Annotated in this window: 17 protein-coding genes; all 17 read left to right on the top strand. The window is 45.9% G+C overall.

What is annotated here, in order from left to right:
• The first annotated feature begins 17 nt into the window (after nucleotides 1-17).
• The 17 genes from ACK8P8_RS04600 to ACK8P8_RS04680 all read left to right on the top strand — a co-directional run bounded on the left by ACK8P8_RS04600 (nucleotide 18) and on the right by ACK8P8_RS04680 (nucleotide 26,000).
• Nucleotides 18-926 (top strand): hypothetical protein, encoded by a 909-nt coding sequence (locus ACK8P8_RS04600; RefSeq protein WP_369859287.1) that lies wholly within the window; start codon nucleotides 18-20, stop codon nucleotides 924-926.
• A gap of 56 nt (nucleotides 927-982) precedes the next feature.
• A complete protein-coding gene (locus tag ACK8P8_RS04605) occupies nucleotides 983-1,981 on the top strand; it encodes a TlpA family protein disulfide reductase (protein WP_227216112.1) in 999 nt (332 codons plus the stop codon).
• Nucleotides 1,982-2,079: 98 nt separating this feature from the next.
• A complete protein-coding gene (locus ACK8P8_RS04610) occupies nucleotides 2,080-3,780 on the top strand; it encodes a S8 family serine peptidase (protein WP_227216352.1) in 1,701 nt (566 codons plus the stop codon).
• Between the two features lie 14 nt (nucleotides 3,781-3,794).
• Nucleotides 3,795-4,934: an aspartyl protease family protein gene (locus ACK8P8_RS04615; RefSeq protein WP_369859286.1), complete on the top strand. Its 1,140-nt coding sequence runs from the start codon at nucleotides 3,795-3,797 to the stop codon at nucleotides 4,932-4,934.
• 3 nt (nucleotides 4,935-4,937) lie between these two features.
• On the top strand, nucleotides 4,938-6,107 hold the full coding sequence (locus ACK8P8_RS04620; RefSeq protein WP_369859285.1) for an aspartyl protease family protein: 1,170 nt from the start codon (nucleotides 4,938-4,940) through the stop codon (nucleotides 6,105-6,107).
• 5 nt (nucleotides 6,108-6,112) lie between these two features.
• Entirely contained in the window at nucleotides 6,113-7,384 is a 1,272-nt protein-coding gene (locus ACK8P8_RS04625; RefSeq protein WP_369859284.1) for a thioredoxin domain-containing protein, read from the top strand.
• 395 nt (nucleotides 7,385-7,779) lie between these two features.
• Nucleotides 7,780-8,343 carry an RNA polymerase sigma factor gene (locus tag ACK8P8_RS04630; protein WP_227216107.1) on the top strand — a complete coding sequence of 188 codons (564 nt, stop codon included), beginning with the start codon at nucleotides 7,780-7,782 and terminating at the stop codon, nucleotides 8,341-8,343.
• Between the two features lie 85 nt (nucleotides 8,344-8,428).
• Complete coding sequence (locus ACK8P8_RS04635) at nucleotides 8,429-9,577, top strand: FecR domain-containing protein (RefSeq protein WP_369859283.1); 1,149 nt, start codon at nucleotides 8,429-8,431, stop codon at nucleotides 9,575-9,577.
• 138 nt (nucleotides 9,578-9,715) lie between these two features.
• The gene (locus tag ACK8P8_RS04640; protein WP_369859282.1) at nucleotides 9,716-13,225 is read left to right on the top strand and encodes a SusC/RagA family TonB-linked outer membrane protein; all 3,510 of its coding nucleotides are present in this window, start codon (nucleotides 9,716-9,718) and stop codon (nucleotides 13,223-13,225) included.
• A gap of 12 nt (nucleotides 13,226-13,237) precedes the next feature.
• Nucleotides 13,238-14,803 (top strand): RagB/SusD family nutrient uptake outer membrane protein, encoded by a 1,566-nt coding sequence (locus tag ACK8P8_RS04645; protein WP_227216103.1) that lies wholly within the window; start codon nucleotides 13,238-13,240, stop codon nucleotides 14,801-14,803.
• A gap of 27 nt (nucleotides 14,804-14,830) precedes the next feature.
• Complete coding sequence (locus tag ACK8P8_RS04650) at nucleotides 14,831-15,769, top strand: hypothetical protein (RefSeq protein ID WP_369859281.1); 939 nt, start codon at nucleotides 14,831-14,833, stop codon at nucleotides 15,767-15,769.
• Nucleotides 15,770-15,786: 17 nt separating this feature from the next.
• Nucleotides 15,787-16,917, top strand: coding sequence for a TlpA family protein disulfide reductase (locus tag ACK8P8_RS04655; RefSeq protein WP_410025573.1), 1,131 nt, complete (start codon nucleotides 15,787-15,789; stop codon nucleotides 16,915-16,917).
• A 15-nt stretch (nucleotides 16,918-16,932) separates the two neighbouring features.
• Nucleotides 16,933-18,075, top strand: a complete 1,143-nt coding sequence (locus ACK8P8_RS04660; protein ID WP_369859280.1) for a redoxin domain-containing protein — start codon at nucleotides 16,933-16,935, stop codon at nucleotides 18,073-18,075.
• 884 nt (nucleotides 18,076-18,959) lie between these two features.
• Complete coding sequence (locus ACK8P8_RS04665; RefSeq protein ID WP_099290513.1) at nucleotides 18,960-19,511, top strand: sigma-70 family RNA polymerase sigma factor; 552 nt, start codon at nucleotides 18,960-18,962, stop codon at nucleotides 19,509-19,511.
• 105 nt (nucleotides 19,512-19,616) lie between these two features.
• Nucleotides 19,617-20,783, top strand: a complete 1,167-nt coding sequence (locus ACK8P8_RS04670) for a FecR family protein (RefSeq protein WP_369859279.1) — start codon at nucleotides 19,617-19,619, stop codon at nucleotides 20,781-20,783.
• 145 nt (nucleotides 20,784-20,928) lie between these two features.
• Nucleotides 20,929-24,495, top strand: a complete 3,567-nt coding sequence (locus tag ACK8P8_RS04675; RefSeq protein ID WP_176554914.1) for a SusC/RagA family TonB-linked outer membrane protein — start codon at nucleotides 20,929-20,931, stop codon at nucleotides 24,493-24,495.
• Nucleotides 24,492-26,000 (top strand): RagB/SusD family nutrient uptake outer membrane protein, encoded by a 1,509-nt coding sequence (locus ACK8P8_RS04680; protein ID WP_099290510.1) that lies wholly within the window; start codon nucleotides 24,492-24,494, stop codon nucleotides 25,998-26,000. Before ACK8P8_RS04675 ends, ACK8P8_RS04680 begins: the two co-directional genes overlap by 4 nt.
• Nucleotides 26,001-26,009: the final 9 nt, after the last annotated feature.

Below are 26,009 nucleotides of genomic sequence, written 5' to 3' on the forward strand. Positions count from 1 at the left end.
TTTAAACAGAGCGTGTTATGAATAAAATAATAGGATATTTACTTTTAAGTTTTACTATAAGTATGCTCGCTTGTAATGACGAGCATAAGTTGAGCCCTTCCGAGGGGGATATATATGGGTATTTCGTACCGCAGGGTGAACATGACTATGATGACAAGATTGTTGACTGGAAGAATCGTTACAACATTTTCGCTTTGTATAAGTGGAGTCCGAGAGATTTGTATTGGTCACCGACGAAGTGGAATGAGGCGCAAGAGGATACCGATGCGAATGCTTATCCATGGGTTGCCGGATATTACGGGGAACAGGCGGACGAGGAGTACGTGGGGCAGCAGTTGGATTTGATAGAGAAATTATTCTTGTCCTTCTATCCGGATTCCACCTTGCAACGGTGTTTGCCTTTAAAGATGTTGTTGTGCAAAGAGTTAGAGCAAGTAGACCGTGCCGGGGAACGTTGGGATGTAAATATATTCAGTAGCTTTGATCTTTTGGCGTTTAACTGGGGTTCGGAGCGAATACTGTCTTTGTCGCCGGAGGAGAAGACTGAAATAAGGTTAGATATAAATTTGACCTTTTTGGCAAGGTTGAATAGTAACGCTAAAATACCGCTATCCACGGAGTTTTATAGTTACAGTGATTATGGCTCGGATATGTCGCGCTATAACTATTATGAACGCGGTTTTGTCATGTATGATAATAATGATAAAACGAACACGGACTGGCAACATTATCTGGAAGCGATACTTTCCACGTCATACGATGATTTGACGCGTGAAGTGGACGAGGACGACGATTCCTTCCACGGTATACTGAATGACCGTAAGGACACGTATGGATTAATCAAAAAGAAATACACGGCAATCATAAATCATTTCAAGAGCTATGGAATTGATTTGCAGAGGATAGGCGATACCGCTATCAATTGAATTTAATTGCAGGCTGTCCGATACTTCGGACAACCTGCAAATAATAAAACTGACGTATGTTAAGATTTGGAATCATGCTTCTGTTTTTGGGAAGTACAGTATCCGTTTTTGCTCAAACTGGATTCAAATTGTCGGGTAAATTGCGCGTGTTGAATCCCACGGAGATTCGCGTGGAAACCATAAACGGAGAATCCTTGTTATCGGTTCAAGTCCCTAGCGGGGGAACGTTTTCCTCCGGGAGCAGGGAAATCGAGCCGGATTTGTATATCCTATGGATCGGGACTACGCGACAGGCGGTGTACCTGACGAATACCGAAGTTACCATTAAAGGGTATTACGATGAGGTGAAACCGGAGAACAGTTCTTTGAGTTTTTCCGGGATTGACGATTTCTTGGAATTGTTAAAATGGATGCCCGCGGAGCAAAGTCAAAAAAAGAAAACGATCGATCCGGGGGTGAAAGGGCGTTTACGGGGAACGATGTACAGTGCATTGGCATATCTGTCTGAAATCGAGGCGTATGAACCGAACAAAATGTTGCTGGAACAAATTGCGGAAGAAGAACGGGATGCTTTGACCGTGCAATGGTTGGCTAATCGGGTGGATAGTCTGGCTCGATTCGCGGTAGGGACACAGGCTTTTAATTTCAATTATGTAGATCCGGAAGGTAATATGGTTCGTTTAAGTGACTTCCGGGGGAAACTGGTGTTAATTGATTTTTGGGCTTCATGGTGCGGTCCTTGCAGGCATGAGATGAAAAGCCTTTTGCCGATCTATAACGATTTGAAAGGGGATGATCTGGTATTTATCAGTATCTCGCTCGATAAACGGGAAAAAGATTGGCGGAAAATGTTGGAAACGGAGAATTTGCCTTGGGTAATGCTTTGGAATAAAGAGGGATTCACGATCGGCGATACCCCGAACGAGATTCAAAAAGCCTATGGCTTCTACGGTATACCTTTTATCCTTCTGGTAGACGAAGAGGGTAAAATCCTTGAACGCGGCTTACGGGGAGAGCAAGTGAGAGAGGCGATTTTAAAAGCCAGACGGGAATAATTTTAGATTTATGATTTTAGATTTTTGATTCCAGCCGCACGAGTAACTTTATATTTTTAGTTTTTTCGTATTGTATAACATGATAAATTCTGTAGATGATGAAAAAGTATTTTTTATTACTTGTGATCGGGTTGTATGCTTGCGTGGCGAGTGCACAATTGATTAAACAGGAAAGCCAGTCCCAAAAGAAACAAGCGGATCTGGATTGGTACAATTGTTCTTTCGAGGAAGACGGGGTGTATGGGGCAGAGATAAATAAGGCTTATGAATTTCTGAAAGGAAAGAAAATAAAGAAAAGACCGATTGTCGCATTGATCGGAAGCGGGTTGGATGTGGAGCATGAGGACTTGCGGCAGGCTATCTGGGTAAACCCGAAAGAAAAGGCGGACGGTAAGGATAACGACAAGAACGGTTTGGTGGATGATATTAACGGTTGGAACTTTTTGGGCGGTAAGGAGGGACAGGTTATGGAATGGCTGATGCGGGAGGGCGATCGGGAATTTCTGCGTCTGAAAGATAAATACGCTGATTATATCACGAGCAACGGGGAATTTTTCAAGATAATAGACGGGAAAAGGGTTAAGGTGCAGGCACCGGAGAACTTGTCCGAGTATTCTTATTACAAGAATGTGGTTATGCCCGAATCCCAGCTTGCTCGAATCTATGGCGGGTGGAATTTGGCTTATGTTATTGAGGAATACGGACAAAAGTTTAAGGAGGAATTGAACGCGAGATTTCCCGGACAGAAGATCACGTTGCAGGAATTTCAGACTTGTTACGACCTGAATGCCCCTCAAGATACTTTGAGTGAGGTGGTATTCTCGTTTATCGCGATGAGTTTCCAGTTATATAAAACCGATGACATGGACTTCGTGTACAAAACTTTCGTGGAAACCAGTGTTGCCCGCGGTAAAGAGGCCTACGAGGAGGTGTTGAAACAATACGGTTATGATGGCCGGGAGGATATTGTCGGTGACGATTATTTGAATATAAATGACAATAAATACGGCAACAGCGTGTTGTTGACATCCGATGCGGGGTTGGGAACGATGCAGGCTGGGATTATCGGGGGAAAGAGAGGTAATGGCTTAGGCGGTGACGGTATCATGGATGAGGCGGAAATCATGACATTGCGCGTATTGGCTTCTGGCGGAGAGCCGTACATCAAAGATATGGTGTTAGCCATCCGTTATGCGGTGGATCACGGTGCTGACGTGGTCGTGTTGCCTCAACAAAACACGTTGTATCCCGACGGGCAGAAGGAGTGGATGAGCGAGGCTTTGCGTTATGCCGAAAGCAAGGGGGTATTAGTGATTGTACCCGCGTGGGAATTATCTCAGGATCTGGCAAAACAGATGTTTTACCCGAACCGTCGGATGACCGGCGACAAGGAATTGACAAACCTCATGATCGTCAGCTCCTCGGACAAGGAGGGGAACCCGTCGTTGAACGCGAACTACGGGGCAAAGGAACTGGATTTATTTGCCCCGGGTATCAATATATACTCTACCTATACAGGTGATACATACCAAACGGGAAGCGGTGGCGGTCTGGCGTCAGCGTCCGTGGCGGGGGTGGCAGCTTTGATTAAGGCTTATTACCCGGAATTGTCGGGCTCTCAAGTACGTGATATATTGTTACAAAACGTAACATCCAGAAAGGGGGCAGAGGTAGAGAAAGGGATTCAAGTCGGTGGGAAACAGGCACAGGATTTATTCCTTTTCGATGATTTGTGCTTGTCGGGCGGAGTACTGAACGCTTACCGTGCCCTTGTGGCTGCCGATAAATGGGGTAAATAATTTATGATTTCAATATGAGGATAAGAAATAAGATAATCTTTTCATGGCTGTTTTTTATGATCATATATCCGGTGGCGGCACAGCAATATAAGGCTGTGCTGCCCTACCGGGTAATCGGGGGTAAAATGATCGTGGATATGGTAATGAACGGAACGCCTCGCTCTTTTATTTTTGATACGGGCGGGCGTACGGCTTTGACCGGAGAGATATGCGAGGAATTGGGATTGGTCGTGGTAGATTCTTTACAGGTAACGGACGTGAACAGTAACGTGGCAGCCTATCCGATTGTGGCAATCGAAAGTTTGCTCACTTCCGACGAGAAAATCAATTTCAGAAACGTGCCGGCGATGAAATTGCCGGAACCCTCGCCCTTCGAGTGTTTCCGTGCCGACGGGTTAATCGGTAGCGATTTGCTCGGGCGTATGATTGTCGAGATTGACGGGAAGGCGAAAACGGTCACGCTCACTTCTGCCGAGCGGGCTTCTGCGATATCATTGCGGAAAATGATTCCTTTCACGCGGTCGGGTATACCGGTTATAGCGTTGCAGGCAGGTGCGGGAAATAACATCGTCTGTTTGTTTGATACCGGATGTCCCGGCTTTTTTTCGTTGAAAGACACGGATTTCGAGGCATTGCAATCCGCTGCTGCGTTTGATATTCTGGCGGAAGGATACGGGGAAGGTTCCATCGGGGTTGCCGGAATGGCTGCCGCTAATGTATCCCGTCGTGTATGTTTTCCTCTGTTGTCCGTGGGAGGTACGAAATTTAGAAACGTGAGTGCCGAAACATCTACGCCGCCCTTTACTTTGTTAGGTATTAAATTGTTGGATTACGGTAACGTCACGCTCGATTATCCGCGTGCCCGCTTTTATTTTGAAGCTTATGAGCCGGAAAACGATCTGGAGAGCAAACATTATAACGTGGCGTTGCGGGTAAAAGAGGGCGAGTTGATCGTGTCTGTCGTGTGGGGCGATATGAAAGGCGTGGTCGAGGTCGGTGACAAAGTCGCGAAGATCAACGGGAAGCCCGTGGGGAAATACGATTTCTGCGAGAGTATTATTAACGGGATTCCCGAGTTAAAAACGAAAAAGAAAACCAAGCTGGCGATACAGACCCGACAAGGGGAGAGAATAATCGTTTATCAAAAGGAATAGCGTATGCGGAATATTAAAATATTACTTGTGTTTCTCAGCATCGCGTGTTTATATTTAAATGGGAACGCGCAGCAAAATACGAAACGGGTATGTGACACGATTCATTACGAGTTCATCCGCGAGAAAATCATTATTCCCGTGACGGTAAACGGGGTGACCGTGAAATATATCGTGGACACGGGCGGGCAGACAGGCACGGTGAGAGAGTACGCTGCGGAAATGAAAGCGATGCAAGGGATGGGTGTCCGCGGGGTTTCAGACGTGAACGGGATGAGCCTTTCTTACGAGGAAGCCGTTTTAAAGGACGTGCAGTTAAGCCCGAATTATAAATTGGCTCAGATGAAGAGTATCATTTTCCCGCCGAACGGTTTCTTTCGTGAACTCGGGGTTGCTGGCATACTCGGGAGCGACGCTTTCGCGCAAGCGGTTGTCACCTTTGATGCCCGGAACAAGATAATGATCATCAACTACCCATACCGTCCCGCGGGGTTGAAGATTACGGACGGTGTGCCGTTTTACCCGGGTGGTGCCAATCACCCGATCGTGGATGTTGATTTCGGGGGAATCACCCGCCGTGTGTTATTCGATACCGGTGCCAGCGGATTGTTATCGCTTTCCGCCGATGATTACACCGGGTTAAAAGACAGTGCGGGCAACTGTTTGTTGGGAACGGCTAACGGGATAAAAAACGTCGGTATAGGCGGCTTTGACTTGAAGAATACCGCGGAAATGAGTAAGGTCAGAATCAACGAGGTCAACTTTACGGGAAAGAAATTCACGAACATGGAGAGCGTCACGATCAAAATGGGAATGTCTTTGTTGGGAGTGGAGATGTTGCAATATGGCAAAGTGGTGATAGATTATGCCCGTGACCGTTTTTACTTTTTCCCTTATGAAGATACGATCGAAGATTTGTCCGGCAGGTTAAAAACTTGGAACGTGGGGATATTGCCCGTGGGAGGCCATTTCGAGATTACGACGGTATGGAACAGCGTGCGGGAACAGGTTGCGTTGGGAGATCATGTTATTCGGGTAGACGGGAAAGATTTGTCCGGGTTGAAACAAAGTCAGTTTGAAATAGATGCTTTGCTCGATGCTATTGAAGGGGACAGAACCGAAATTGTAATCTTGAAGGACGGTAAAGAAAAGAAAGTTGAAATTAGAAAATTCTAAGACCTATGAAAAGTAAAATATTTATGTCGTTGGCAATCGTGTTACTCCCGTTATTGACGTTTGCCCAATCCAAAAATACCGCAACTGAGGTAAGGGATTATCGGGAAACGGACGGTAAAATCATTATCGAAATGGTCGTCAACGGTGAGCGGGCGGATTTTGTGCTGGACTTGTCCGGTCATAATGCCATCTTACCGGAATATGCCGAAAAATTCCATATAGATACCGCCTCGAAAGGTGATTTCCGTTACGATACATTTTTGTACAAAAAAGTCCCCACTGCCGGAAGCGTTTCCATCGGCACGATGGCTTTCGGGAACAACGTGTTCGGGAACAATGTATCGGCTTTCGTGTTGGAAGAGCAACCTTATTTGCGGAAACTTGGAGTGGCGGGAATAATCGGGGGTGCGTTGTTCCAAAATGTCGTGCTGACAATCGACAGCAAGCGGAAGAAGATCACGACCTCCGTACCTTATCGTCCCTCGTACATGAAATTGGATCATCGGGCGGATATGAACACGCTGCCGGGAAGTGTGGCTATATTCCCCGTAACTCTTGACAGTACTGCTTTGTCGTTAGTATTTGATACTTGGAACAACGGAATGTTCACGTTGACTCCCGCCGATTATACCAAAATAAACGGTACGACCGGAAGTTCTACCGAATTGTTCAACGGTTATGCGGAAGCCGTGACCACGAATGACACGAAGTTGGCGGGGAAATGTACTTTCGTGAAAAATGATTTGTCCGATGTACTCGTGTCGGAAAATAAGGATTTACCCTGTTCCGTGCTGGGGACCGGGATATTGAACGAGGGAATTATTTCTATTGATTTTCAAAAACAGAAAGTATATTTCCAATCTTTTGATTTGGCAGAAGTGAAGGATGAGGTGCAATCCGGGGTGGAAGTAACGGTAGAAGCGGGTAAACTGAACCCGATTACCCGTGATTATTTTCTCGAACACGTGTATGATTACCGTGCAGGTAAAGAGTTCGTTTTCAAGGGCGACAAACCTGTCGTGATTGATTTCTGGGCGACGTGGTGTGGGCCTTGTATGCGATTGATTCCCGAATTGGAAAAGATGGCGGAGAAATACAAGGATAAAGTTATATTCTTGAAAGTGAACGCCGATCAAGAGAAGGAATTGTGCAGTATATTCAACGTGGTGGCACTGCCGACTTTGTTTTTTATTCCTGTCGGGGGTAAACCGATTATAGAAACAGGCGCTTTACCGGAAAAATACGAAAAGATTATTCAAGAACAGTTATTGAAGTAGGTGATTTCATTGTGAAAGAGAATAAGGAGGGTCAAAAGTCATTTTCTTCTAAAAACTCCTCCGTCTGCTTCGCATCCACCTTCTCTATAAACAGAGGAGGAGCTGGTGACTCTCGCCAAAGACGGTGAGTAACTAAGCTCTCCCTCTGTTTATAGAGGGAAATCGGCGAGTAAGCGAGAACAGACAGAGAACTTGCTCGTTGTCTATCGAGCGAGAGCCGATTCGAGACCGTTTCGGGCTCAATACCCGAAGGGGGGAGGGAGTTTAAAATGATTTTTGACAGCCTCTTATTTTTTTACAAAAAAAGAGACTTTGGCATAAAAATAAAATACTTCGCTAGCAGGTGATTGAAAATTGTTTATTTTTGAAGATTATTAATTGAAGTTTTCATCACCGTGAAGAGAGAGAAGCAAAGGGATAATGCGCAAAATCAAACGTTTACCGTGGATGATCTTTATGATCATTACTACAACGAGTTGGTATTATGGGCTGATTCCATATTGAATAATATGGATGAGGCTGAAGATCTCGTGCAGGATTTCTTTGTGCGTTTGTGGGAGAAAAAATTGAACGAAAACTTGAAAGAAGAGGGACTTCGGTCTTATTTATACGTGTCTGTCCGGAATATGGCGGTCAGAAGACTGAAGGAACAAAAGCGAATGACGCCGTTGTCGGACGTGATTGAGGCGGAAAGGATTTGGGAGGATACGGATTTTTCTCGTGAAGAAATAGTGAACCGAGTATTGCAAGAGTTGGATAAATTACCGCCGAGAAGTCGTGAAGTGCTTGAATGTGTGCATTTGAAAAACATGAAATATGCTGAAGCTGCGGCATATCTGGGACTTTCAGTTGCGACCGTGAAGACTCTTTTAGTGCGGAGTTTGAAGACGCTAAGAGAATCTGTTTCCGGTTCGGCATTCCTCGTGTATGTCTTGATTTGCAGGGGGAAAGACATTTAAATTCGAAAAGTTTAAAAAAAACTGTTTTTCTTGTCAACCGTTTTTGACGTTCTTGTCTACTATAAGTAGAAACAAGATATAAATCATGGATAAGGAGAAATTAGATATACAATTACTTGACTATTGGCAAGGGGAAACACTTTCGAAGGAGGAGAAGGCGGAAGTCCTGCTATGGTTGGAGGAAAGTGAGGAACACCGTCAATATTACGAAATGTTGAAACGGGATTACCTGCGGCAGCGTTGGGCGATGCGGGAGCGTCTGATCGGAAGGAAAGACGAAAGACGATACCGGAAAATGGCAAAAAAGAGAAAGATGATCCGGGTGATTACCACTTTTGCCGCTTCCGTGCTGCTTGCGTTAGGTGTGGGATATTATGGTTCCCGTCCTCAACCGGAACCTGTTCCCGTTATTGCGAAAGGAGAGATTAAAGCCGGATCGGCAAAAGCGAAATTATATTTATCCACGGGAAAGACTGTCGAACTTGAACGGGAGAACATGGATATTTTCGAGCAACAGGATGTATCCATAAAAGTCAACACGGGAGGAATTATCGCTTATCAAGATACCTCAGCTTCTGGCGCAATGTCTACTGTTGCCTATAACCGTCTGGCAGTGAACAAGGGAGGTGAGTACAAGATCGTGTTGTCCGATAGTTCGGAAGTCTGGGTAAATTCAGCTTCGGAACTGGTATACCCGATTCGTTTTGTCGGGAAAAAACGGGTAGTGAAACTTCAAGGAGAGGCTTACTTCAAGGTGCGTGCAGATGCGGAACGCCCTTTTGCGGTGGAGGTAAACGGAGTAGAAGTAACAGCCGTCGGCACGGAGTTTAATGTGAATACCCGGAAAAAAAATAAAGTCGAATCGGTATTGGTGGAGGGGAAAATAAATATACGGAAAGGTCAGACACGGGCAATGTTGAGACCGAATCAATTGGCGATTTATGACGCTGAATCCGGTCAGATTGAGGTAAAAGACGTGGATGTACGAAAATACATCGACTGGAAAAGCGGAGATTTTATCTTTAGTGACGATCGGTTGGAAGACGTGATGGACAAACTCTCCTTGTGGTATGATTGTGAGGTATTCTATCTGGATGCCAAGTTGAAAGAAGTGCGTCTGTCCGGTGACATGAAACGTTACGGGCAGGTGGAGGAATTTTTGAGATTCTTGGAGATAAGTACGGGAGCTAAATTCGAAGTGCGGGGAAAGGCAATTTTTGTGAGTGCAAAATAAAAACGGAAGGATTGGCAGATCCTTCCGTCATAGAGAGCGCCAGAAACCTGGCAAGTAATAATTTAAGGTAACAAAAGTATGGAAAAAAGTGGAGAATGTAAAGGAAATTTACGCTCGACTCAAAAAGTTTTTAGAGTCATGAAAATGATGTGTTTTCTAATGTTCGTGTTGCTGATGCAGGTTCGGGGGGACGTGGTTGCCCAGAATCAGCTGGTCAGCATAGATTTGAAAAATTGCAACGTGGAAGAATTCCTGCGGGAGGTGAAAAATCAGACGGGAATCCGCTTCATGTACAAGAGTGAATACGTGCAGGCTATCCCTCGTTTTGACGTGCAGGTAAAGAAACGGGAAGTCATGGATCTGCTGAATGAAATCTTTGCCGACAAAGGCATAACATGCTTGTATGATGCGGGAGTAATCATCTTGCAGAAGATGCAGAAAGACGAAAAACCGGAAAAGCTCACGGTAAAAGGTATAGTGAAAGACGAGAGAGGACACGTGCTGCCCGGCGTAACCGTTTTGATAAAGGGAACGAGTGTCGGCGTAGCCACGGACGCCAAGGGAGAGTTTACATTGGAGACAGTGAAGCAGGATTCGTTGACGCTTCTGTTTTCATTTATAGGGATGAAAACAAAAGAGGTAAGATGGACGGGACAAAAAACGTTGAATATCGTTTTGGAAGAAGACACGCAGGATATAGACGAGGTCGTTATCACGGGATATCAGACCGTCAGCCGACGCGAATCGGCAAGTGCCGTTTCGACCATCAAAGCAAAAGATATCATGGTACAGGGAGTCGGGTCTATCGACCAGATGTTGCAAGGGCGTATTCCGGGCATGATGGTATTGAATACTTCCGGGGAGCCGAGTGCCACGCCGAAAATCAGGATTCGGGGTAATGCGACCATTAACGGGAATAAATCCCCGGTGTGGGTTGTCGACGGGGTAATTCTTGAACAGGATGTACCTTTCACCGCATCGGATATTAATAGTGAAGACGCCGAATATCTAATTGGTAATGCTATTGCCGGGTTGAACCCGCAAGATATTGAAACCATCACCGTTCTGAAAGATGCTTCGGCGACAGCCATTTATGGGGTAAAGGCGGCGAACGGGGTGATTGTCATTACCACTAAAAAAGGCGAGATAGGTAGCCCGAGGATTAGTTACAGCGGAAACGTAACGATCAACACCCGTCCTTCCTACAACAACTATCACCGTATGAACTCGCGGGAACGCGTATTGTTTTCGCGGCAACTGGTCGAGTCGAATATGAATTTCGGTCGTATCCCTGTCGGCGAAACCTACGAGGCGGCTTACGAGGAATTAATGAGCAAGAAAATTTCTCAAACGGAATTTGAACAGAAAGTGGATAAATTGCAAACGAGAAACACGGATTGGTTTGACCTTCTGTTTCGTTCGGACGTGACTCATACTCATGCGTTGAACGTGAGCGGTGGTTCCGAAGACGTGAAATATTACGTGTCGGCAGGTTATTCCAATATCGAGGGGGCTGCCCGCGGTTCTAATTCCGAGAAATACAGTGCCTTGGCAAAGGTGGACGTCAATTACAATAAATACTTGGGTTTCACGGCTAAAATAGACTTTGCATCCACCTCGAACGAGGGATATTCGGCCGTGGTAAACCCTTTTGATTATGCGTATTCTACCACCCGCACCATGCCGGCTTACAACGAGGACGGTTCCTACTACATGAGTTACCGGGGAAAAGGGGTAAGCGGCAGGGAATATATCGGGTATAACATCCTCAAAGAGTTGGAGAACACGGGAAAATCTTCCCAAATGGATGACTTCAACGCTTTGCTCGCCATAAGATTGAATTTGTGGGAGGGATTAAAATACGAGGGTACATTCTCGTGGCACACGGGAAATACCTCTACCCGCGATTGGGCTACCGCTCAATCCTACAAGGTAACCGATATCCGCGGATACGAGTACGGCGCTTACACGGAATACGACCCGGAGTTTTCTGAATCAAAACTACCTTACGGGGGTATGCTTACCCAAGGATATACAAGAAAAAGCGGCTACACGATACGGAATATGTTGTCCTACTCTTATCGGGTTGATGTACATGATATTTCCGCTTCCGCCGGAACAGAGGCTCGCCGGAATGAATACAAAGGGGTGTCACAAACCGGTTACGGTTGGGTGCCCGAATTCGGGGAAATGTTCAGCCCGGTTCAAACCGACAGTTACGTGGCTAACTACTCGGACAATAAACCGACAAACACGAATTCCTTTACTCAAGTGGCGTCGTTCTTTGGTATCGTCAGCTATTGTTACGACAATCGCTACGTGTTCAATGCCAATATTCGTTCCGACGGTTCCAACAAATTCGGTAGCGATCCGAAATATCGTTGGTTGCCCACTTATTCATTCGCGTTGAAATGGAATGTATCCAACGAGAAATTCCTGAAAGACGTGAAATGGATCAGCAATCTTGCCGTACGCGGGTCTTACGGGATACAGGGGAATATCCACGAGGATGCCACGCCTTATTTGATTGTTAAAGTCGGTGACCGGCATGACATTACCGGACTGCCGGTTTCAAAGATAAGCAAACTGCCCAATCCCGACCTGCGTTGGGAGAAAACGAAATCATGGAACGCGGCGGTTGACTTCGCCTTGTTTAACGGAAGAGTGAAAGGCGGTTTTGATATTTATCGCAAAAACACCTCTGATCTAATCATGTCGAAACAAGTGGCGGCATCGACGGGACAAAATATCCTGTATTACAATGCCGGTAAAATGATAAACAAAGGTTTCGAGGGATTCCTCAACGTGGGATTGGTGGAAACTCGTGATTGGGACTGGCGTTTCGGGTTCAATTTCGGGCGCAATGTAAACGAGATCACTCTGGCGAACCGGAATGACTTGAGCGACGCGAGCGTTGTCGATCAGATGTTGGCGGGAACCCTTGCGATAGAGGGAAAACCGATTGGCTCCATGTACGCTTACCGTTTTGCGGGGTTGAATCAAGATAATGGCTATCCCTTGTTTTATGCAAAGAGCGGGGAAATCGTGCATAAAGCATTGCGGCAGGATCTGGAATTAGTCCATCGAGGTTCTATATTTCCGAAACTTACCGGGGGATTCGACACGCAGGTTACATTCATGAAGTCATTCTCTTTATCCATGAACTTCTCGTATAGCGTGGGAAGTGTATCCCGCTTGCCGAAATTCTACGATTCGTCCACCATAGACCCGTTGACCAATCTTTCCGACGAATGGCTGAAATGCTGGAAGCAGGCAGGGGACAACACCATTTACCCGGCGCCCTACAATTACACGGATTTCAGAAATTATCTGGCAACGGAAGCCGGGGCAGCGTATGATATTTCAACCGGACTCACGGGAAGTCCCGACCCTTACGTCTTGTACAATTACAGTGACATAAGGGTGGCGAAAGCCGATTTCTTGAAATTGAAAATGGTGGCACTCAGCTATAATATGCCCCGGGAAGTACTCGATTATTTGCATATTTCCAACATGGTGTTGCGCTTCCAAGTCACGAACCTGTTCACGATAGCCGATAAAAAATGGAAAGGATTAGACCCTGAAACCAACGGGGCGAATATCCCTTCTCTGCCCACGTATAGTTTTGGTGTTAATGTATCTTTCTAAAAACAGACTGTTATGAAAACGATAAATAAATACATTCTCTTGTTATTCATTCCGTGGCTGGCAATGGCTTGTAATGATTATTTAAAGGGAGATTCCGCCGATCTTTTGATTCCGACGGACGTGAATGACTTTGTCCCGCTGTTGTTGGGGGAAGCCTATCCCGATCAATTTGCCTCTCTAATCGGGTGGACAGCCTTGATGACCGATGACGTGGAAATGGGACCGCTCTATTACGACGAATCCATGTACAACAACAGCAAAGTGGACATGATAGATGCTGTCGATCGGGATGCGGGTGACGGCGAGGTACTTTATACATGGTGGGAAGATTATTCGCAATACATCACGGACAAGTTCTGGGACAGCCGTTACAAGAATATACTGGCGTGCAATCTCGTTATCGACGCTTTACCCGATATGAAATATGCCGAGAACGAGCGGGGAACTTATTGTAAACTGGCGGCACAGGCTTACACGCTGCGCGCGTATCATTACTTCTGCCTTGTTAATACCTATGCCGCCCCTTGGTCGGAGGAAAACAAAAGTAAATTGGGTGTAATCAAACGAACCTCTCCCGTGGTCGACGTGGATGCGGTCGAACGGGCATCGGTAGAAGATATCTACACGCTCATTAACGGGGACTTGACCAAAGCACAGGAATACCTGCCGGACGCGAGTTCCGATTATTCCAAGTGGGAAATTACCCCGGCGGCGGTCTATTTCCTTGCCTCTCGCGTGGCTTTGTTCCGGGAGGACTGGAATGAGGTCATCCGGGCTTCCGAAGAGTTTATGGCGTTGGAAGGAAATCCGCTTTATGACCTGAATAACGTTAACCGGGATTCCTGCGGGTTGTCCGGTAGCGACTACTTCTTTATTAATCAAGTAGGTAATAGCGAAACGGTATTCCTTTTTAGTAAAGATGACAAGGAATACAAATTTATGTCACCCGCCAGTTATTATACATATTACGGTTGGGGATTCCATACCTCGTGGACGGGTGACAACGCATTGCTGAACCTTTACGAGGAAGGCGACCTGCGTGAGGAAGTCTATTTCGCCCGATTGTTCAAGTTAGGCGGTACGAGATTAAGACCGGAATACTTCGCGGGACAGGCTTACCCGTTGAAAGCCGATCGGTTTTCAAGAGTGGGGCAGGCGCGCGAATGTTGGAGAAGCCCGGAAGTGTACCTGAATATGGCAGAAGCCTATGCCCGTAAAGATAATAACATCAGCCAAAAGGCAATAGACCTGTTGAACGAGTTGAGGGAAAAGAAATTTCTAGCCGCGTCCTATACCCCGAAAACCGTTTCAGACTTCGCCTCGCGGGACGAGTTAATCCGGTTCATCTGGAAAGAACGCCGTCGGGAACTTTGTTTCGAAGAGGCGATGCGCTTCTGGGACATGCGCAGGCAAGGGATGCCGCGAATCGAGCATAAATTCTATTCCTCGATGAATACTTACAAAACATTCGTGTTAGAGGCGGGCAGCCCGAACTACCTGTTGCCCATCCCGCTTTCCGAGACAGAATACAACGACGGGGTAACCGACAATCCGCGGGTGACCGTCGTGGGACAGTAAGAACATGAACAATAATTCAAAACGAGTATGATGAAAAAATTAATATATAGCCTTGTGATTCTGTTTGTACCGCTCGTGTTTGCCTGTACTTCAGAAGATTCGCTTAAACCGCTGCCGGAATTGGGTAATCCGCCTTTTGAACTGCCGCGTGGAGAGGCAGGTTCCGTGGAAGAACAAATTTATTCCGTTTACGAGAAATACGGCTCGTTCGTGCTTTATGATTTCGACCGGACTGAGTTCTACACGACATGGAACAGTAGGACTGTCTACTGGTACGCTCCCGTGAAAGAAGCGAATAAAAACTACGTCGGGCAAATGGTCACCTTCATGCTGGAAGATGTCTTCGCCAGTTACCCGGAAGCGTTTATTGCCAAGTTCCTGCCGAAGAAAATCTATCTGGTCGATTCCGTTTGCAACTCTTCCACTTACAATCGGTCTAATCTGGTCACCACGCTGAACTTGAACAACCACGGCATGGCGGTTTCGCACGTCGGGAGCGGTATGGATCAATTCGGTGACAGCGACTGGGAAAAAGTCCGTTCCGGCATCGTTACGGGTATCATGGGGACAATCTACGACTCGATGGATGTGCCCGCCGAATTTTTCTCGTTGGTTTCATACCAGTTTATTTACCAGTATGATGAGGAAGAGGACGCCGACCCGGAAGGAGAATTTGATGCCTACCACTATGTGCTCTATTCACACGGGCTGGTTGGTTCCGATCATTATCCGGATTACGGGTATTTCATGCCGCACAAGGATGGTGCCGATCTGGGGGACTACCTGTCGTTTCTCATGTCGACCCCCAAGACGGAAATGGATCGCATTTTCGCCCGTTTCGATATCGTGAAACAGAGAGCCTTCCTGATTGCCAAATTTATCGTGAAACAGATGGAGATGGACCCGATAGCGTTGCAGAACTCGTTCTGTCCTAACGATCCTCTTCCTGTCGGTTATTTTGATTAAAGTAAAAACAAAAGATAATGTTCAAAAGATTTTTGAGTTTTATAGTATGTTGCCTCGCGTGTGAGGCAGCATATTCCCAAGTCGCCTATGACATCACGGGCGTTTGGAAAAGCGGTGCCGGGAAAACGCTCAGCCTGCGTAGTTTGGAAAACGGGAACATCGAGGGCGTGTTCGTGGATTCCGTGGTTGTGGCTAGCGACGGAACCTTTGCGCTGCGGGGGGAGCTCGACCGGAAACAATGTGCCATGATCGCGTGCGTGAAACAGGGCTATCGTGCCGTTTTTCTGGACGGGACCCCCGTCAAGTTGGAAATCAAGGACGTGGAGTACTCGTACAAAGACCCGTCGGCAGCCTTCGTGCTGGAGAAAGAGACGCGGGAACATGCGGCAGCACAAGATATGGTACGATTTTGGGGAGATGACTACGTCCGTAATTTTTCTCTCGGTGGTTTGGGACTGACTTTGAAGCGGGCTGAAACAAAAGCGAAACGGGATTCTGTCGCCATACAGATAGCCGAAGTCAAAAAACAGCAACACGATCAGATAGAACACTTTCTTCAACATTACAATGATAGCGACGTCGCTCCTTTCTTTATCGAGATGAATATGTTGAGAATGATGTCACTCGATGATATCGCTTCTTTTTACAACCGTCTGTCCGAGCGTGTCAAGCAAACGGGTAAAGGAAAAGAAATGGGGGAACGTATCGCCCAATTGAAAAAACTGGCTCCCGGGAGTCCTGCCCCGGAATTTGAATTGACGACTCCCGACGGGAAAAAACTCGCTCTGAAAGATTTGCGGGGGCGTATCGTACTGATTGATTTTTGGGCATCATGGTGCGGTCCTTGCATGGACGAGATGCCTAACGTGAAAGCCTTGTACGAGAAATACCGCGACTGCGGACTGGAGATAGTGGGTGTATCTATGGATAATAACAAAGCGAATTGGGAAAAGGCAATCGGGAGAGCCGGATTGACGTGGCATCACGTTTCATCCCTGAAGGGAATGAACCGATGCCCGATAGCGAAATTATACCAAGTGGTAGCTATCCCGAAACTGTATATCATAGGGAAAGACGGGAAAATTATTGCCAAAGATTTGCGCGGCGAAGAATTGCGCGATAAAATGGATGAACTTTTTCAAGAATAAAATAATAAACTGTATATGATAAAGATATTGACAAACGGGGTAATAATCCTCGCGTGTGCTGTGTTCGCGTTCTCCTGTTCACGAGGTGTCGCCTACCGGATTACCGGCACGTGGGAAAACGGGGCAGGTAACAAATTGTACTTGAATGGAATCGTTGATGGCAAAAATCAACGGGTGATAGATTCGGTCAGTGTGGCTCCTGATTTCACCTTTTCTTTAAAAGGAAATGTAGATGAGGTACAGAAAATGGTATTGACCTATGGCAAAGACAAAAAGAAAGAAATCATAGTGGACGGCGAACCGATGACGATCACCTTCAAGGAAACTACCAAAGAATGGAAGGGCAAACAGACGACCTCGATAACGGTCACGTGTGAAGGCAATAAAGAGCAGGAACTGCTTGAAAAAGGGAGCAGTCTTAAAACGACAGTGTCGTTCATGCAACTGGGAAAGATGATGGCTGCCGGTAAAGTGGATTACAGCGATCAAGCTGCCGTCGATTCCCTCAAGCACATGTTCCACGTTCTGGATAGTGCGCTTACCGCTTCGATTCGGAATTACATGGATTCAACCCGTGATGCTTACGCTTCGACTTATTTTTTCGAGAGTTACTTGATGGATAACTACACGTTCGAGGAAGTGCAGGATTTTTATAATCATCTGACCGATCGGGTGAAACAATCGGCACCGGGCGTGAAATTAAGGCAGAATATCGATGAAATGGGTATGGTAAGTGTCGGGGGAATAGCCCCGAACTTTAGGGCTGCGACTCCTGACGGGCAGGAACTCTCCCTGTACAGTTTGCGGGGACACGTCGTGTTGCTCGATTTCTGGGCTTCGTGGTGTGGTCCGTGTATGGCTGAAATGCCTAACGTGAAAGAGATTTACAAAAAGTATCACGACCGGGGATTGGAAATACTGGGAGTTTCTCTGGATTCGAAAAAAGAACCTTGGGTTGCTGCCATCGAGAAGAACGAGTTGAATTGGAAACACCTGTCAACCTTGAATAAATTCGATTGTCCCATAGCGCAACGCTTCCGTGTAACCGGAATCCCGCGGATGTACATTATCGACAAGGAAGGGAAAATCGTCGCGCAGGATTTGCGGGGAGAGGCATTAGCCCAAAAGATGGAAGAACTTTTCGCCGGACAAAAATAGTTGTTCGCGCTAGCTTTGTGCGTGTGAATTTTGGATGGATTGGAGGTGTGTCAAAACACACCTCTAGTTTATAAAGTTCATAAAGTCGAGCCTTCGGCTCCTAAAGTTTATAAAGTCAGTGTTTTAAAACGCAATGATGTTCAGTGTTATAATATGCTAACAACCTGTACATTTGACCTTACGACATTATGGATTTTCAGATCTTATGGACAAGAGGGCATGTTTAGACACGCCCTCTTTTTTAATTGAGTCCCGTTTTCCCCTGTTTTAAGTATTCGAACGGGCAATACTTGAGGAGTAATGTGGTCGTACGTTTGTTATAGATACAGAGTAGAAACGCTTCGGGGTATATCTACAACGGAGCAATAACGATAGAACACTGGGTGAAGGTGCTTACTTTAAGAGAAAGATGACCTTTATGTTTGGGATTCTTCTTTTTATCAGAATTCGGACAGAATTTGAAGAGAACCCGTTGAAGTCCTGAGTCAAACACGTATTACCTTCGAATCACTCCCGTATCAAAGGCGCTTGGGTGCGTTTTTGATACGGGAGTGATTTAAAAGTGATGCAGTCGTGTACACTGATTCGAGCGGATTTGGCACGGGATATCGGTTGCTTAAAGACGTGTTCATGTCTTAAATAGGGGTGTTCGTGAAAACACGTGGGCTCTTTATGAAAAATGGTAGGAAAAGGGTAAAGCGGGAAGTATATTTGTATAGGAAAAGTTCTTTGACATGTTGATTGATACTATTTGCCGGGGTAGTTGGCAGGAGGAAAGTGTGGGATGTGGAACGTGCCTTGTTGGTAAGAACGGAAAATATTTAGTCGTTTTTTGTGCGAAATTTCGATTATTGCCTATATTTGTTCTGTAACAGTGGTGTATTATGGATACGGTTATCGGAATAAATAACAAGGATCGTCGGATTTTCAAGGTCTTTTTCGAGAAGAACTTCTCGTCTGTGGTAATGTTTGCCAATAAATATATTGATGATATGGAGATTGCGGCCGATATTGCGCAAGAATGTTTTATCCGATTATGGCGTGAGGATTTAACTTTCGAGTCGGAGGATAAGATCAAGGGATTTTTGTACACCACGGCGAGAAATCTTGCCTTGAACGAATTGAAACACGGTGCGATTGTTACCCGTTACGTGCAGAAAGGAATGCTGGAATCCGAAGAATATACGCGGGATAATATAATCGAGGAGGAAGTATACGCTTTGGTTTACAAGGCTATCGACGAATTGGCACCACAGTCCCGCAAAGTGATACTAATGTCACTTCAGGAACTCTCGAACGGGGAGATCGCCGAGCAATTGAATATTTCAATCAATTCGGTTAGGACGTTGAAACAGAATGCTTACAAGAAACTGCGGGGCTTATTGAAAGACTATTTTTATCTTCTTTTCTTGGTGGACTGGACTCGCTTGCCTTGATATTGTATTTTCAATATTTAACATTGTTTTTTTGAAAAGGGATTCATCGATTTCTTTTTTTCAGTTGTTATATGAATATACAATGCGATAAAACAGTCGAAAGCGATGATACAAGACAAAAGAATACACCAATTGATAGCCAAACAACTTTTGGAAGGGGTGGACGAAAAAGAGAGGCGGGAATTGGAGGAGTGGCTAAAGGAGCCGGAGAACCGGATTCTCTACGAGAAGATGACGGAGAAAAGCCACGTGAGGTCGAGAATCCAGAAATGGGCTTCTATTGACGTGGAGAAATACGCGAATGCCTTCGGGAAGGAAATAGATATGAAGCACGACAGAAGGATCGGGAAATGGTGCGCGTATGCGGCGGCAGTTGCGGCATTGGTCGCTGTCGGAATCGTGTTTTGGGTGTTGACGGTAAAGGATGCGGGGGAGCCGTGTTTGGCGGATGCCGCGATCGTGCCGGGGCAAGCGAAGGCGGTGTTGGTGTTGGACGACGGGAGGCAGGTCGAGCTGGATACTCGAAGTATGAATGAAATCGTCGAGAAAGACGGGAAGATCATCATGAACGATTCCGCGGGAATTAACTATAACCGGGAGGTGGGAGAACAGGGAACGGGATTGACGAATAAAGTTATTGTTCCGACCGGGGGAGAGTATAATCTGATATTGAGTGACGGGACAACGGTTTATTTGAATGCCGAGAGTAAAATAGAGTTTCCCGTGAAATTTTCGGGCAAGGAGAGGGTGGTCACGTTGGAAGGAGAGGCGTATTTTCAAGTGGCGGCATCCAAGAAACACCCGTTTATCGTGAAGACGAAAGATATGGATGTGTTGGTGACCGGGACGGAGTTCAACGTGAAGGCGTATCCCGACGAGTTGAATGTGCAAACCACATTGTTGAAGGGGAACGTGTCTGTTTTCACGGGATTCGGGAAAAAAGAGGAGGTGGGAATCATACCCGCCCAACAAGCGCAATGGAACCGGAAGAAAGCGGCGTTGGAAGTGCGTGAGGTCGATCCGGCTTTATTTACGGCATGGCGAAACGGGCAGTTTATTTTCCGGCAGGACAGGTTGGAAGATATCATGCGGACGTTGGCACGCTGGTATGACGTGGAAGTCGTTTATCTTGATGAATCTATAAAAGATATGGCTTTTGCCGGGAAATTGGACAGGAGCGAGGATATCACGCCGATATTGAATGTACTGCGTGCCACGGATAAGTTGACAGTAGAAGTGAATGGGAAACGTATTGTTTTAGGAGTGAAATAAAAACAAGCGATGCTGCGAACATCGCCTGTCAATATCTCACTTTCATGAGATAAGTGTTTTAAAAATTTTGAAAAACAAAGTTATGAAAAAAAAGTGGAAAGAGTATTTCCCCTGTAAAGGGAAGTATGGAAAAATTTTTAGGATTATGAAATTATGTATGTGTGTGTTATTTTGTTCTGTTATGTCCCTGTCTGCCAGTGTGCGGGCTCAACAGATGAAGGTGAGTATAGAGATGAGGGGGGCTACCTTGGAAGAGATTATTTGGACGTTGGAGAAGAAAAGTGAGATTACCTTTTTTTATAACGTGGCAGATGTTGCCGGAATCAAAGGGCTGGATGCAGTTTTTAAAGATACGTCTTTAGAGGAAATTTTAGGTAAGGTACTGGAAGGTACGGGGCTTTATTATCAGATGAATGATAAGGTTGTGGTCGTAAAACGTTTGATAGAATCGAAGACCGATTCTTTAACGAATGCGCGGGTGACAGGGTACGTGAAGGATGAGGGAGGTTTGCCGTTACCCGGGGTTTCCGTGTTGTTGAAGGGGACAACTGTCGGTGTCTCGACGGATAAGAACGGGAAATTTGTTTTGATGGTTCCCGATTTATCAAAGGCGACAATTGTTGTGTCCTTTATTGGGATGAAAACACAGACATTGTCCTGCTTGCGCTTTAAAGAGATGAATCCTTGGGTGATCGTGATGGAAGAAGACGCTCAGGAAATGGAAGAAGTGGTGGTGACCGGGTATCAAAGGATTGACAAGCGATTGTCTGCCAGTTCCACTTACACGGTGAAAGCCGCCGATATTATGAAATCGGGAATGAATTCGATCGATGATATGTTGCAGGGCGAAATCCCGGGATTGATGATTGTGAATACCTCGGGGAGTCCTTCAGCTCTTCCGAAGATACGAATGAGGGGAACGGCAACATTATTGGGAAATGCGGCTCCCGTTTGGGTGATTGATGGAGTAATCCGGGAAGATCCTGTGAATATCGCTAATGAAGACGTTGCTGCCGCGATGGAAATGACGAACCCGAATTATTTAATGTTTGGTAACGCTATATCGGGTTTAAACCCGATGGATATAGAAAGTATCACTTTTTTGAAGGATGCTTCCGCCACTGCGATTTACGGGACAAGGGCGGCAAACGGTGTGATTGTCGTGACGACGAAGAAGGGGCGTTCGGGGAGGACGGCAGTGAATTATTCGGGAACTTATACCGTGAAACAGCGTCCTTCTTACCGGAAATCGGCTGATGTGATGAATTCCCAAGAGAGAATGAAATTATCGAAAGAGTTTTTCGAGGATGGGTTGATACTGGCATCCACGCCTCGTTACGGTTATGAGAAAGCGATGCTTGATTATTTGGAGAATAGGATACCTTTTAGCGATGTAGAACAAGAGTATTCAAGACGGGAGGTTATGAACACGGATTGGTTTGACGTGCTGTTTTCTAATGCCTTCTCCCATTCCCACTCGCTTTCTATTTCGGGGGGAAAGGATAGAATATCTTATTATATCTCGGCAAGTTTTGCCAGTGACAAAGGAACGGCGAACGGGGATGATGTGAAGCGTTATACGTTGAATTCCAGAGTGGAATTACCCGTGTTCAAATGGTTGGATGCCGATTTTAAAATGGAATATTCCAATCGGCAGGTCTCTTCTTTTTACGACGTGAATCCGATGAATTACGCGTTGAGAACTGCCCGTACCTTAGCAGCAGACGAGAGATACGTGAGATCGACGAATTACGTGTCGCAGGAGATTAAAGAGGGACAGTATCAAGGAGTGCATAAATTCACGTATGATTTGACTTATAACGTGCTGGATGAGTTAAGGGAATCAGGTTCCGAGGGAGAAAACCAATCATTCTCGACAGCACTTTCTTTAAGGGCGAATATTCTGGCAGGATTGAAAGGTGATGTGTTGGTTTCTTATTCTGCCACTCGCGGGTTAACGGAAAAGTGGGCTACCGACCGTTCTTATTATATGGCTAATTTGAGAGGTTATGATTACGGGAGCGTGGAGCCGGGAAGTATCAACGAGAAATTGTCAATGTATCCTTACGGGGGCAGGTACGAGCGGGACGAGGAGAATAGTGATTTGTGGATGGTGAATGCCCGGTTGAATTATATGAAGACGTGGGATGACGTGCATTCATTGAACGTGATGGTCGGGGGAGAGATGACTTCACATAAACAAACGGGGTTTGAAACGGCGGAATACGGTTACTTCCCCGATAGAGGTAAAGTGATTTATTATGAATATAATCAGGCAGATGCCGGGAATTTGTACGATTTCTACGGTACTTCCGCCAGCAAGCATCCTGTGTCCTTGACCGACCAGATTAATAATAAAATGTCTTTGTTGGCGACCTTGGCTTATAGCTATAAGAATCGTTATATTTTAAATACGAATTTCCGGGTGGATGCATCCAGTCGTTTCGGTAAGAAGACGAACAATCGTTTTTTGCCGATCTGGAGTATTGCCGCTCGTTGGAACGTGGTTTCGGAGAGATGGATGGAAAAGCAGAAATGGTTTAACGATTTGTCACTTAAAGTATCTTACGGTTTGCAGGGAAATGTGATTTCAACAGTGGGACCGGATTTAATAGCGAAATATCCCTTGAAGCCCATAGACGAGTATATCGGTGAATATGTTCTGAATTTAAAAAGTTTGCCTTATCCCGATCTGCGGTGGGAGAAGACTCAAACTGTCAATTTGGGACTCGAATTCTCTATGTTCGATAGTCGTTTCAGCGGTTCCGTGGAATATTACCAGAAGAGGGGCAAAGAATTATTGTACACGTTGAACGTGCCCGTTGAACAAGGTGTGGATGCGGCTTACCAGAACGGGGCGAATATCCGGAACGAGGGGATAGATGTTTCTTTAACTTTTGTACCGTTGAAAACACAGAATTTTAGGTGGACGCTTTCTCCCGTGCTTTCATGGAACAGAGATAAGATTCGTCGTAAAACGGAGAACAGGTCTTATGGCGAGTATTTGTCGGGGACAGTTGTGTTGAATGATTATGCGGTGAGTTCGTTTTGGTCATGGAAATACAAGGGATTGACACATGAGGATGGCTTTCCTGTTTTCGAGTATGATAGTGGAAACGGGTACACGAACACGGAGATGAAAGAGGACCCGACGAAATTTCTTGAATACTCGGGGCGTCGTAACCCGGTCGTGACCGGAGGGCTTTCCACTCGTTTCGTTTTTTATAATTTCACGTTGAGGGCTTCTTTTGCTTATAATCTGGGAGCTAAAATCCGGTTGCGTCCCGTGTATGATTCCCGTATGGCGCTGGATGCTCCAAGCCACTACGAGAATGTTCCGGCGGAATTCGTGACACATTGGCGTAAGCCGGGGGACGAGGAATTTACCGATAACCCGGGGTTCTTGAAACCGGGACGTACCTATATGTACGTGCACCCGGCGGGCACGGAAAGTATGTACACGATGTGGGACGAGGGAAATCACCGGGTGGTGAGTGGAGATTTCTTGCGTTGCCGCAGTATCGGATTGAATTATTCGTTCCCGAAAAGTGTCGCTTCTCGTTTGGGATTAAACGGGTTGACAATGGAGCTTTCGGGAAATGATTTATTCGTGATAGCTAACAAACGGTTGCGCAACCAAGATCCGGAAACATCGAGTTCGGCCGTACCGAGACAACCTTCTTATAATTTTACTATTAATATTAGCTTATGATGATTATGAGAACGATGAAGCAATTATATATATTGATTTTATGTGCGGGGTGTTTCTCTGCTTGTGATAGTTTTTTGGAGAAGACACCTCAGGATGAAATGATTCCGGAAACGACGACCTCTTTCAATGAATTGTTGTGGGGGGAAGGGTATCCGGCAGAGGGAAGAGCCATGGATGTGGTTTGTTCCTATTTGAGTGATGAGTATACCAGTTTGTATTCTTCCGGCAGATCGGATGAGGCTTTGCTATACCAGAATTTTTACACTTGGCAACCGTTGGCTTATGAAATTGCTTTGGATGCGGAAGAACAAGGCGGATATGGCATGACTGGCGGGATGAATTGTTGGGAGAATTATTATAAACGGGTACTGGGATGTAATATTGCTTTGAAATACGCGGATGGCTCAATCGGGACGGACGAGGACAAGGAGCGTTTAAAAGGTGAAGCTCTTGTGTTAAGGGCTTTCTATTATTTCCAGTTGGTGAATTATTACGCACTGCCTTACAGCAATAAAGATTCGTTGACGAATCCGGGAGTACCGATTGTCTTGAGTCCGGATATTGTAGAAACCGGTTCGCCGAGGAATACGGTATCCGAAGTGTACAGGCAAATTTTGTCGGACTTGAATGAAGGTATCCGTTTGTTGGAAATGAGAGGAAGGGAATCTGCTGTTTACCGTTTGAACGCGTTGTCCGCTCATTTGCTTGCTTCCCGTGTTTATTTGTACATGGAAAATTGGGATGCAGCTTTGATGCATTCCCGTTACGTGATGGAGCGTAAGGATTTGGTAGACTTAACGGGTGAGTTACCAACATTGAAGGTTCTGGAGAATGGAAATAAAGAGATTATCTGGATGTACGGGGCTAAACAGAACTGGTATAATGTGGGTGGTTCTGCTACGGATAGCTACTGTCCTTCCAACGAGTTGATGAAGTTATTTGAACAAACGGCTCCGGCAAAAGATTGCCGTTTGGAATATTATTTTTCGGATATTACGGATTGGATAACAGGCGAGGTGGTTGGTCAGAAGGTGGATAAGTGGGCGGCTAAGTCCGTCACTTTCGGTCAGGCATTCCGGGTTGCCGAGGCTTGGCTGAACGGGTGTGAGGCTTTACTGCAGAAATACAAGAAAACTGGGGATGCACAAGCCGGGCAAGAGGGATTGGATTTATTGAATGCCTTGCGGGCTAAGCGAATATTTCCGGGAGACGGTGAAGTTCTGGATGAAATTCCGATGCAGGAAGCTGATGATTTGTTGAAAATTTATCGTGAAGAGCGTCAACGCGAACTTTGCTTCGAGGGACAGCGTTGGTTTGACTTGCGACGTTTCGGTATGCCTGAAATAAAGAAAATCTGGCAGTTGAATGAACAACAGAATGAAACTTACGTGTTGAGAGAGGGTGATCCGATGTATGTACTTTCTATTCCTTCCGAAGCCATTGACCGGAACGGAAAATTGGAACAGAATCCGGGAGCCTCGGAACCTCAAAGAATGCCGTTATAAATCGAATTA

Source organism: Butyricimonas muris (genome assembly GCF_046365375.1).
GTDB classification, from domain to species: Bacteria; Bacteroidota; Bacteroidia; order Bacteroidales; family Marinifilaceae; genus Butyricimonas; species Butyricimonas muris.